Here is a 9,629-nt window from a genome sequence, read left to right as displayed (position 1 = left end):
GTCCTAACCTTCAGCGAGAATGTCTGCCATCGTGGCGGCGCGCTGCCGCCAGACCTGTTCATATTCGTCGAGCAGCCGCCGGGCCTTTTGAAGTCCTTCATGATTGCCGCGCACGATCTGCTCCCTTCCGCGCTTTTCCTTGCTGACCAAGGAGGCGCGCTCCAACACCGCCACATGCTTTTGTACGGCGGCAAAACTCATGGCGTAGAGGGCTGCCAAGCCGGAGACGGAGTACTCGCCCACGGTGACCCGGCGGACAATGTCCCGCCGGGTGGAATCCGCGAACGCCTGGAAGAGGCGGTCCACTTCGGTCTCGCTGAGCTGATCTACAACCATTTGGTTGTAGGTTAGTCCCGCTAGGTGCTGGCGTCAATGGGTTTTTGATGGGACATGTCGCTGCCAGCAAGACGGAGGGCAGTGCCGGTATCTTTGGGGCACATGAGCATCTTCCTAGTTGGGGCGGGCCCGGATCCGGAGGCCTTTCCGGGCGTCTTTGCTGCGTTCGCGGATGAGGTCCGGCAGCACACCGGGCAGGGCCGGACTTCCCGCATTGCCGTTGCAGTGCACGGTGCGGGAGTCAGCCTGCAGGATGTGGCGGCCGCTTACACAGAACCCCTTCAGGCCCGGATCGGGTGCGAAATAGTGGTTGTGCCGCTGGCCCCTCGTGCACCTGCGGATCCGGCCCGGTTTGAGGGAGTCGACGGCGTGGTGGTGGGTGGCGGACTGACACCCGGTTACTGGGAAGGCCTCCATCCCGCGGCCGGCGCCATTTTCAAACTCGTCTCTGCGGGCGTTCCCTACTTGGGATTCTCCGCCGGAGCCATGGTGGCGCCGGGCCTGGCCCTGATCGGCGGTTACCGGATCAACGGAGTTGAGGTCTGCGGGGAGGAATGCTCCGAAGGCCTGGATTCCGTGGATGTCCGTGAGGGCCTGGGCCTGGTCCCGTTCACCGTGGATGTCCACGCCGCCCAGGCCGGCACGTTGAGCCGGGCAGTTGGTGCCGTGGCGGCCGGGCTGGCGGAGAGGGCAGTTGCCATCGACGAGAACACGGCAGTGGTGGTGGAATCAGCCGGCGACGTGGACTACAAGGTCATGGGAACCGGCAATTGCTGGGACATCCGCGGCACCGGCGCTGCCACGGCGGTCTCCGTCAGGACAGGCGGCTGAGCTGGGCGCTATCCACCCGGCTATCCGAGTGAGGCGGGCTATCCGTCGAAGTGCGTCCTGGCAGTGCTGCCCGACAACTGCTCGATCAGCTCGCTGGCCACATCCCGGAGTTTCCGGTTGCGGTTGCTGGAGACCTTGGTGAGGATTTCCATCGCTTCTTCCTGGGAACACCGGTTCTGCGCCATGATCACCCCGCAGGCCAGGTTGATGGCGGTACGGCTTTGCATTGCCGCTTCGAGGTCGTCGGCCCTGTTCTGCGCGTTGTTAATTCGAACGGAAAGATTCAGGGTGTTGTGGGCGGCAGCGGCGAAACCTACGGCCTTGTCATAGACGTCAGCGGTGAACACGCCGGGCTTCGTGGCAAAGAAGTTCAGGGCAGCACTGGCGTCGCCGGTGATCTCCAGCGGCACACCCAAAGTGCTGCGCACACCGTGCTCAGCCAGCTTCTGGTTCAGCGTTTGCCAGCGCGGATCCCTGTCCACGTCATCGATGATTACCGGGGCCATCTCCCTGAGCGCCCGAACGCAGGGGCCGTCGCCCAACTCCTGCTCGATATGGTCAAGTTCGATAGCCCGAGCACTGCTGCCGGCAGCAGTTGCAGGCCGGCGTTTTATCTTCAAGGTGACTGCACATTCGATGGTGTCCCCGGAAGCCTCAGACACCGCGGCGGCGGCGAGGCGCGACAGGCCGGAAAGGAACTCAACCCCGTTCTCCGAGCCCACCAGAATGCTCTGAAGTTCCTGCACAGATCTATGCTCCGATGAACTCGACATTCGTCAAGCTTACGTGAGTTCACGCGGCAGGGGGCTGCTCCTGCCCGGCGAACCTGAAGCGAATAAGTTCCTGTATCAGAAACCCGCCAAGGCGCGTAGTGTCAAAGGTAGGAGATTTCGGGATGGGGGACACGGTCCAGGGGTTGAATATACGGGCCGTCCCGCGCCAAGAGCGGCGGCCGCTAGCCGGGACTTTCAGGCGTAACCAGGATCGAGGCCTATGGCCACCAACCATCCACCAACAGCCACCGAAGGGCACCAGAGCCTTCTGCCTGAAGATGCCTTCGTCCGCGTCGGCGCATCGCTGCCCTTGTCCTCGCCGAGGGCAGCGGCAGTTGCCGCGCCCGCAACCGGAGCGCACTCGTGAACGCGGACTGGACCGGCGGCCCGGACAGCCTGCTGGAAGCCGACGAACAGCGGCGGGCAGTTGCCAAACGCTTCCAAGACAGCGAGGTCCCGCTGATCAAACTGTGGACCTACTACTATGGCCTCGGCGGCGACGCCGACGAGATCTCGCTGGATGCCTACCTCAATGAGGCCCTGCACCTGCCAGCCGCCCAGGTGGGGCTGATTTCCACTGCCATGAGGGAATTGTTTGCAGGTGGGGAGGAGTGAGTGAGGAATACCCGGCCCAGGAACCGCAGGGACCGCCTCTGGACGCAACGGAACTGACACTTCAGCAGCTGGTACTGGAAAGCCAGGACATCAGGGTTTTCCTCACGGAACTGGCAGTTCTGGCCAGTTCGCGCTTGTCCAGTGCCGGGAACACCATCCACAGCGGCGTGACAGTCCTCCGCAACAAAAGGCCGCAGGCAGTAGCAGCCAGTGATGCTGCCGCCAGGGCACTGGACGAGCTGCAGAACGGATTCGGCCAAGGCCCCTGCCTTACGGCACTCCACCAGCGAACGACCCTCCTTGTGCCGGACCTGGCCGCAGAAACACGCTGGTCCCCCTACGTCCGGACGGCCGCACAGCACGGCGTGTCCTCGATTCTCGCCGTCCCGCTGGACCTGGCGGGGGACGCGGAAGCCGTATTAAATCTCTACTCCGGCCGGAGCAACGGATTCTCCGGCGAGGACATCGTGGCCGTCGAGACCTTTGCAGCGCAGGCCGCCAGTTCACTGCGGTTGATCATCCGGATCTCACAGCTCAGCGAAGCGCGGAACGACCTGACCGCCGCCATGCAGTCACGCACCGTAATCGACATGGCGGTGGGCGCGATAATGGCCCAGAACCGCTGCGACCGCGATACCGCCTTCAGCATCCTCACGCGGGCCTCGAGTACCAGAAACGTCAAGCTCAGGGAAGTGGCCGCAACCGTCATAACTTCGATTTCCGGCGAAGACAGGATCACCGCCCATTTCGATGAATAGCCGCGACGCCTCCAAACGTGTGTCGCCACTCACACGTGATGAGATTCACTTGCAATAAACGGCATATTTGGTTGTGGCCTCTCAATCGGCATGGGCACTATGGATGCGCAGGGCCGGAAACCATCCGCCCTTGACATCCTGGTGACGCAACGAGGCCCACCGGTGAGCACAGGCCACCGACCCTCCGAGCGCGGACAGGCCACCGCCGGCAGACAACCGGCTAGACACAGGAAAGTACTGAACAATGACGTTTAACACTGCCGAATCCGTGACGCTGAAGATCTGGGACCGCGCGTCGCTCCACGAGACCCTCGACTCCGCGGTCTCCGACCTTTCTTCCCGCCATAACACCACCACCTGCCGCATTGCAGTCCACTGCAGCGGACCGAACACCTTCACGCTGAGCGTGCGCGGGGATGAGCCGGCACTGGCGCTGTAAGCAGCCCCAAGCAAAGGACGCGGACGACGGCGGGACCCACCCGCCGTCGTCCGCGTCCTTTTTTCTGCCCCGAAACAAAAGTGACAACGATCACATAAGTTTCTGCGTGACGCTTCCCTTCCTGCCCACGTCCTTACCTGTGAGGGCGCACGAGGCGCCCTGGAACGCTGTTCCAGAACGAGAAGGAGCGACGGAAATGACCACGCAGACCCAAACCCCCGCAACGGTCCAGCAGAAGACGGCCGCTGCCGCCCCCACCCACGAACTTTCCTCCGGCAACGGCCACGACGGCCGCGGCCGCACCACCGTGGCGGACGGCGTGGTGGCCAAGATCGCCGGCATCGCCATCCAGGAGATCGAAGGAGTGCACGCCTTGGGCGGCGGCGCAGCCCGGGCCCTGGGAACCCTTCGCGAAAAAGTGGGCCAGAAGGACCTGACCCAGGGCGTCAGCGTCGAGGTGGGCCAGACCCAGGTTGCCGTGGACGTGACCCTCGTCGTGGAGTACCCGCACCCCCTGCAGCAGGTGGCGGACAACGCCCGGGACGCTGTCTACTCGGCAGTGGAGGACCTGGTGGGAATGGAGGTCACCGAAGTCAACATCACCATCACGGACATCCACGTCCCGTCCGACGAAGACGACTCGGATGACGCCGCCCGCGAACCGAGGGTTGCATGAGCCCCCTGGCAGCCGCCACCGCGGCTGGCGCCGTCCTGGCTCTGGCCGCCCTGGCCTTCGGCTTCTGGGGGTTCCTGCTCACGGCGCTCTTCATGGGAATCGGAGCCGTCCTGGGCAGGGCAGCCGAAGGCAGGCTGGACCTCGGCGCCGTGCTGGATGCCCTGCGCGGCCGCCGTTCGTCATCGTGACCGGGCCACGGCCGGCCAGGCTGGGCCACACCCGCATCGCACCGGCAGCACTGCGGCACACCATCGAAGCGGTGGCCGCGGGCGCCTTCGGCGTCAGGGGCGGCGACGTGTCCGCCACCCTGGCGGACGACGCCGGGAAGCTGGGAGTGGACCTCTCGGTCAGGCTGCCGACTCCCCAATTGCTCGGACGGACCGGACAGCAGCAGTCAGCCTTCGAACGGGCGGGCATCGCCAGGCAGGGCATTTCGTCCCTTAGCCGCCAGGTCACCGGTATGGATTGCGGCCGCATCAATATCCGCATTGCCGGGGCAGGGCGGCGCGCCATTGAACCCCGTGTGGACGCCAAACAGGACAGGAGGAAACCGTGAACCAGGCCAGGACCAACAGGCGGATCATCCGGCGGGAGACGCATTCATCGCGCGCCGGGCTATCGGCCGTGACCGCAGTCCTGCTGTTGGCGGCCTGCCTGTGGCTCGGGACTGAAAGCATCCTGTCCCTGCTGGGCCGCTTACCGCTTGTGGCCTCACCCCAGCAACTGGCAGCGCTCGCCCGGGACCTGCCAAAGGCCGTCCTGCCGGCAGGCCTGGTGGCGACCGGAGCCGCCTTTGCAGCAGTGGGCGCGGCCCTGCTGCTCGCCGCGGTCACGGGCGGGCAGCGCGGCCGCCGGCCCATGGCCAGCGAACGCAGTGCCCTGGTAGTGGACGACGAAGCAATCGCCGCCGCCATTTCACGCAGGGTACGCCTGGCCGCCAACCTGGCCCCGGAGCAGGTGGCCACCACCGTGACCCGGAACCGTGCGCTGGTACGCGTCCGTCCGACGTCGGGCATCACCCTCGACCCAAACGTCCTCGCCTCGGCAGCAACGGACGAAGTCGCTGCCCTCCGCCTGCGCAAGGCCTTGTCGCCGCACGTGCGGATTGCAACGGAAGGAGCGGTGGGGCGGTGAACAACACCAACAGGGCATTGAACAGGATCCTCCTGGCCATCACTGGGCTGGTGCTGCTGTCGGCGGGAGTACTGGCGGCAGGTGCGGCCCTGGTCCCGGCCCTTGCGGGGCAGCGGACCACCGTGACCTCGGGCCTGCTGGAAAGGTGGCGGCACCTGTTGGTCACGGCCCCTGCACCGGACCCCCTGGGCAGCTGGTGGGCACTCGCCGTGCCGGCGCTGCCGCTCCTCGGCGCGGTAATCAGTGTTGTGTGGCTGGCCCGGCAGGGCGGCGGGCGGACCGGCACAGCGGCCCTGGCGCAGGATCCGGAGCTCGGGGACACGGCAGTGGACATCTCCTACCTGGCAGCGGCAGTCGAGGAAGCACTGGAAGGCAACCGGGCCGTCGTCGGGAGCTCCCTGACGGCGTGGCGCGGACGGGGAAACCGCCGCAACAAACGGAACACGTCCCCCCGACTCCGGCTCACGCTGCAGGCACGGAAGGGCGCCTCCCCGCGGGAGGTGGCAGACCTGGCCGAAGGACTGGTCAGCGGGATTGACGCGCTGCTGGGTCATCGCAGCACCGTCCTGGTCCGAATAGGAAGTGGACCCACGACAAAGCTTGCCCGCGCACACCGCGCGGGCCAGGAAACACGAACCGATTGAAAGGAATTGACCATGGGACTCGACGACAAGCTCAACAACGCGGCCACCAACCACCTCGGCGCGGCCAAGGAGGGCGCCGGGAAGTTGACCGGCAACGGGGAACTGGAACGCGAAGGCCAGCGCGACCAGACCCAGGCCAAGCTGCAGGAGGCGGGCGAAAAGGTCAAGGATGCCGCCAAGGGCATCGGCAGCAACCTCAAGGATGCTGCGGCCAAGGTCAAAGAGGGCTTCGGCAAAGAGTAGCCACTTCCTCTCCCCGCGGCAGGCCTGCGCTGCCTTCCCGGCGCGCAGGCCCGCCTGCCGCCCCTCAGGCGCTAGCGCCGATAGTGAAAGCAGAAACCGGTGACAGGAGCACCCTTGATGCGGGACCAGCTGGACGTGGTCCCCGATGCCATCCTGGCAGGCAGGGCGGCCGACGGCGATACGGCGGCGTTCGAAACGCTGGCCCGCCGCTACGGTCCGCACATGCGTGCCTCAGCCCGCCGGCTGACCGGCTCCTACGCCGACGCGGACGACGTTGTGCAGGAGGTGCTGGTCCAGGCGTGGCAGCAGCTGGACACCCTGCGGGAACCTGCCGCCGTGAAGGCTTGGCTCCTGCGCCTGACCGGCAGCCGCAGCATCGACCTGCTGCGCAGGCGCCGGAACCACGCCACCCTTACCGGACCGGAGGATGACCAGCCGGCGGACGCTGTTTCCCCGGGAGCCGGGCCGGAAACAGCGGTAGTGGCCGGTGCAGGCATCACATCCTTGAGGGCTGCGTTGTCAGCCTTGCCGGAAGAGCAGCGTCGCTGCTGGATCCTGAAGGAAATCAACGGCCAAAGCTATGAAGAGATTGCCCGGACCCTGAACATCAGCCCAGCCAGTGTCCGGGGGCGGCTTGCCCGGGCCCGGATTACACTGGTCCGCGAAATGGAAGATTGGCGATGAGCATGCCCCACGAGACGTTCGAGTGCGGCCATACGCTCGAGGAACTGAGCCTCTACCTGGACACCGGTGAGTTCCCCGACCCGCCCCACCTTGAATCCTGCCCGGAATGCCGCAGCGGCCTCGATTCGCTTCGCAGGCTCTCCGCTGCCGGTGAAGAACTGTTTGCCAGTGACCTTGCGGCTGCCGGCAGCGGTAACGATGACTGGATGAAGGACATCCTGGCCCACCTGGCGCTGGAGCTGCGCCCGGGCCGAAGCATCCCGCTGCGCGCGGACGATCCAGCGGATACGCTGTCCCAAACCGAGGGGTCGGTCCTTGCCTTGGTGCGCTCCGTGACGGACAGCCTGCCCGGGGCGGTGGCCGGAAAGGTCCGGCTGGACGGCGACGTCACCGTACCCGGAGAGCCGGTGAGCGTGCGGTTGGACCTTGCGGTCCTGTTCGGCCACCCGCTGATGCCCAGCGCCGCGTCCCTTCGCGCGGATCTGGCAGAGGCGCTGGCGCGCCACACTGAATTGAATGTGGCCGCGATCGACATCACCATCACCGACATCATCGACGCTCCCCGGGAGGAACTGTGACCAACCCCTTGCAAGCGGCCATCCTGGCGGTCGACGGCGTCACCGAGGTCTTTCCCGCCCGGAACCTTTGGCAGCGGCTTCCGGGCCGGGTGGCATCCCTTATGCAGCCCGGCAACGGCGGTGCCGGGGACGCGCAGCTGGTCGAGGCCCGGGACGTAGGCGGCCGCACGGAGGTCAATGTCCGCATCGGCGTCAGCCCCGACGCCCGGACGCCCCACGTGGTGCGGGCCGTGGCCGCGGCGGTGCACAGCAGCCTCTCCCCCGCCGAAGCCGCGGTCAAAGTCACGGTGGTGCGGATCGCACCCGCCCGCCCCACCACAGGCGTTTAGGGGCATCTCCTCCAGGGGCCCTTTGCCCCTGTTTGGCCGGGCAGGGCTGCCGGTAGCGTCTGTTCACCACACCTGTCCGGCCGCGAGCACAAGGAGAATCCCATGGGCCATATCAAGGTGAGCACGGCGATCAACGCACCGGTGGACCGCGTCGTGGAGGTAGCGTCAGACCCCAGGCATTGGGCGTCCTGGTGGGTGAACCTGGGCGAGGCGGAGAAGATCGAGGGCGACGGCGGTGTGGGAACCGTCTACAACGTCCCGGGAAAGCGCGGTGGGAAAGTTCGTGGACGAACTCATCATCGAGCGCATGCAGGAATGCGCCCGCGAGCAGACGCTCGAGAACCTCAAGCTCCTGGTCGAAGCCGGCCAGCGCTGACCCAGGCAACTGCCCCTGGCCACATCGAACGGAATCCCTTACCGGCGTAGCATTCGTCAGGTACATGCAGACGACGGGGAGGGCAGATGGATACGCAGCACCACGCCAAAAGGTTCAGTCTTAGGTCATTGGCGCTGCCCGTGGTCCAGGCCCCGATGGCCGGCGGACCCTCCACACCTCAGTTGGCGGCAGCGGTGAGTTCCGCGGGCGGCCTCGGATTCCTTGGGGCGGGCTACAAGAGCGCGGCAGCCATGCGTGCAGAGATCGAGACCACCAGGTCGCTCACAACGCACCCTTTCGGCGTCAACCTCTTTGTCCCCCAGCCCTCGGTCATCAGACCCGAAGCCCTGCAGCAGTATGCAGATTCCTTGGCCGCTGATGCTGAACGGTTTGGCGTCAACCTGGGCGAGCCGAAGCACGACGATGACGACTGGGATCAAAAGCTCGAAGCACTGCTGGAGCTCGCACCGGCAGTCGTCTCGTTCACTTTCGATTTCCCAGAATCCAGCGTGGTGGAGGAACTCCAGAAGCGCGGAATGTACGTGCTAGCCACGGTCACGGGCCGGGAAGAGGCGCTTCGGGTCCTGGCGGCAGGGGCGGATGCCTTATGTGTGCAGGGCCCGGAGGCTGGCGGCCACCGTGGCACCTTCAAGGCCGATGCGCCTCCTCCGCTGGTGCCCCTTCATGGGATCCTGGGCGAGTTGTCCGATCTGGAGGTGCCGCTCATCGCGGCGGGCGGCATTGCCACTGCGGAGCACACCCGGGCCGCGCTCGCCGTCGGTGCCGCAGCGGTGCAGGCCGGCACCGCATTCCTCTGCGCGGACGAAGCGGGAACCAAGGCCACGCACCGGGCCGCATTGACGTCGTCCCACCGGTTCACCACAACGGCCGTCACCCGGGTCTTCTCGGGCCGCAACGCCAGGGGACTGCACAACGAATTCATGCGCCGCCACGATGCCGACGCCCCCTACGGCTATCCCGAAATCCACCACCTGACCACTCCCCTGCGCGCCGCGGCCGCAGCGGCAGGGGAACCGGACTGGCTGAACCTGTGGGCCGGCATCAACTACCGGAACGTCGTTGAAGGGCCCGCCGTCGAAATCCTCAAGCGCCTCGCGCCGTAAGCCTTGAGCCAAAGGCTTGGCCCGCAGTCGTCCGTTCGTTAAAGCCCGACGACGGGCCGGCCCCTTGTGGGAGCCGGCCCGCCGTGCGT

Annotated in this window: 17 protein-coding genes and 1 pseudogene; 16 read left to right on the top strand and 2 right to left on the bottom strand. The window is 66.2% G+C overall.

What is annotated here, in order from left to right:
• Positions 1-3: 3 nt before the first annotated feature.
• Positions 4-336 carry an ArsR/SmtB family transcription factor gene (locus FBY30_RS09050; protein WP_142132576.1) on the bottom strand — a complete coding sequence of 111 codons (333 nt, stop codon included), beginning with the start codon at positions 334-336 and terminating at the stop codon, positions 4-6.
• A gap of 102 nt (positions 337-438) precedes the next feature.
• On the opposite strand from FBY30_RS09050, the gene FBY30_RS09045 reads away from it, so the two are divergent.
• Positions 439-1,167, top strand: coding sequence for a Type 1 glutamine amidotransferase-like domain-containing protein (locus FBY30_RS09045; RefSeq protein WP_142132575.1), 729 nt, complete (start codon positions 439-441; stop codon positions 1,165-1,167).
• 38 nt (positions 1,168-1,205) lie between these two features.
• On the opposite strand, the gene FBY30_RS09040 is transcribed toward FBY30_RS09045, so the two are convergent.
• Entirely contained in the window at positions 1,206-1,940 is a 735-nt protein-coding gene (locus tag FBY30_RS09040) for a GAF and ANTAR domain-containing protein (protein WP_142132574.1), read from the bottom strand.
• Between the two features lie 220 nt (positions 1,941-2,160).
• On the opposite strand from FBY30_RS09040, the gene FBY30_RS20630 reads away from it, so the two are divergent.
• The 15 genes and pseudogenes from FBY30_RS20630 to FBY30_RS08970 all read left to right on the top strand — a co-directional run bounded on the left by FBY30_RS20630 (position 2,161) and on the right by FBY30_RS08970 (position 9,540).
• The gene (locus FBY30_RS20630; RefSeq protein ID WP_160141456.1) at positions 2,161-2,307 is read left to right on the top strand and encodes a hypothetical protein; all 147 of its coding nucleotides are present in this window, start codon (positions 2,161-2,163) and stop codon (positions 2,305-2,307) included.
• On the top strand, positions 2,304-2,555 hold the full coding sequence (locus FBY30_RS09035; RefSeq protein WP_200830662.1) for a hypothetical protein: 252 nt from the start codon (positions 2,304-2,306) through the stop codon (positions 2,553-2,555). The genes FBY30_RS20630 and FBY30_RS09035 overlap by 4 nt, the downstream gene beginning before the upstream one ends.
• Positions 2,552-3,313, top strand: a complete 762-nt coding sequence (locus tag FBY30_RS09030; RefSeq protein ID WP_142132573.1) for a GAF and ANTAR domain-containing protein — start codon at positions 2,552-2,554, stop codon at positions 3,311-3,313. The genes FBY30_RS09035 and FBY30_RS09030 overlap by 4 nt, the downstream gene beginning before the upstream one ends.
• A 244-nt stretch (positions 3,314-3,557) precedes the next feature.
• Positions 3,558-3,752 carry a hypothetical protein gene (locus FBY30_RS09025; RefSeq protein WP_142132572.1) on the top strand — a complete coding sequence of 65 codons (195 nt, stop codon included), beginning with the start codon at positions 3,558-3,560 and terminating at the stop codon, positions 3,750-3,752.
• Between the two features lie 196 nt (positions 3,753-3,948).
• On the top strand, positions 3,949-4,428 hold the full coding sequence (locus FBY30_RS09020; protein WP_142132571.1) for an Asp23/Gls24 family envelope stress response protein: 480 nt from the start codon (positions 3,949-3,951) through the stop codon (positions 4,426-4,428).
• Complete coding sequence (locus FBY30_RS09015; RefSeq protein WP_142132570.1) at positions 4,425-4,616, top strand: DUF2273 domain-containing protein; 192 nt, start codon at positions 4,425-4,427, stop codon at positions 4,614-4,616. Before FBY30_RS09020 ends, FBY30_RS09015 begins: the two co-directional genes overlap by 4 nt.
• A complete protein-coding gene (locus tag FBY30_RS09010) occupies positions 4,613-4,984 on the top strand; it encodes a hypothetical protein (RefSeq protein WP_142132569.1) in 372 nt (123 codons plus the stop codon). The genes FBY30_RS09015 and FBY30_RS09010 overlap by 4 nt, the downstream gene beginning before the upstream one ends.
• Complete coding sequence (locus FBY30_RS09005; RefSeq protein ID WP_142132568.1) at positions 4,981-5,562, top strand: hypothetical protein; 582 nt, start codon at positions 4,981-4,983, stop codon at positions 5,560-5,562. Before FBY30_RS09010 ends, FBY30_RS09005 begins: the two co-directional genes overlap by 4 nt.
• Positions 5,559-6,206 (top strand): hypothetical protein, encoded by a 648-nt coding sequence (locus FBY30_RS09000; RefSeq protein WP_142132567.1) that lies wholly within the window; start codon positions 5,559-5,561, stop codon positions 6,204-6,206. Before FBY30_RS09005 ends, FBY30_RS09000 begins: the two co-directional genes overlap by 4 nt.
• A 12-nt stretch (positions 6,207-6,218) precedes the next feature.
• On the top strand, positions 6,219-6,449 hold the full coding sequence (locus FBY30_RS08995) for a CsbD family protein (RefSeq protein ID WP_142132566.1): 231 nt from the start codon (positions 6,219-6,221) through the stop codon (positions 6,447-6,449).
• Between the two features lie 117 nt (positions 6,450-6,566).
• Complete coding sequence (locus FBY30_RS08990; RefSeq protein ID WP_142135059.1) at positions 6,567-7,133, top strand: RNA polymerase sigma factor; 567 nt, start codon at positions 6,567-6,569, stop codon at positions 7,131-7,133.
• The gene (locus FBY30_RS08985; protein ID WP_142132565.1) at positions 7,130-7,711 is read left to right on the top strand and encodes an Asp23/Gls24 family envelope stress response protein; all 582 of its coding nucleotides are present in this window, start codon (positions 7,130-7,132) and stop codon (positions 7,709-7,711) included. The genes FBY30_RS08990 and FBY30_RS08985 overlap by 4 nt, the downstream gene beginning before the upstream one ends.
• On the top strand, positions 7,708-8,040 hold the full coding sequence (locus FBY30_RS08980; RefSeq protein WP_142132564.1) for a hypothetical protein: 333 nt from the start codon (positions 7,708-7,710) through the stop codon (positions 8,038-8,040). The genes FBY30_RS08985 and FBY30_RS08980 overlap by 4 nt, the downstream gene beginning before the upstream one ends.
• Positions 8,041-8,142: 102 nt before the next feature.
• A pseudogene (locus FBY30_RS21220) lies at positions 8,143-8,265 on the top strand (SRPBCC family protein); the annotation flags it as partial.
• A gap of 237 nt (positions 8,266-8,502) precedes the next feature.
• Complete coding sequence (locus FBY30_RS08970; RefSeq protein WP_142132562.1) at positions 8,503-9,540, top strand: nitronate monooxygenase; 1,038 nt, start codon at positions 8,503-8,505, stop codon at positions 9,538-9,540.
• The last annotated feature ends 89 nt before the right edge of the window (positions 9,541-9,629 follow it).

The organism is Arthrobacter sp. SLBN-83 (assembly GCF_006715285.1).
GTDB lineage: Bacteria > Actinomycetota > Actinomycetes > Actinomycetales > Micrococcaceae > Arthrobacter.
The sequence above is the reverse complement of the archived record's forward strand: the minus strand, read 5'-3'. Positions and strand labels throughout refer to the sequence as shown.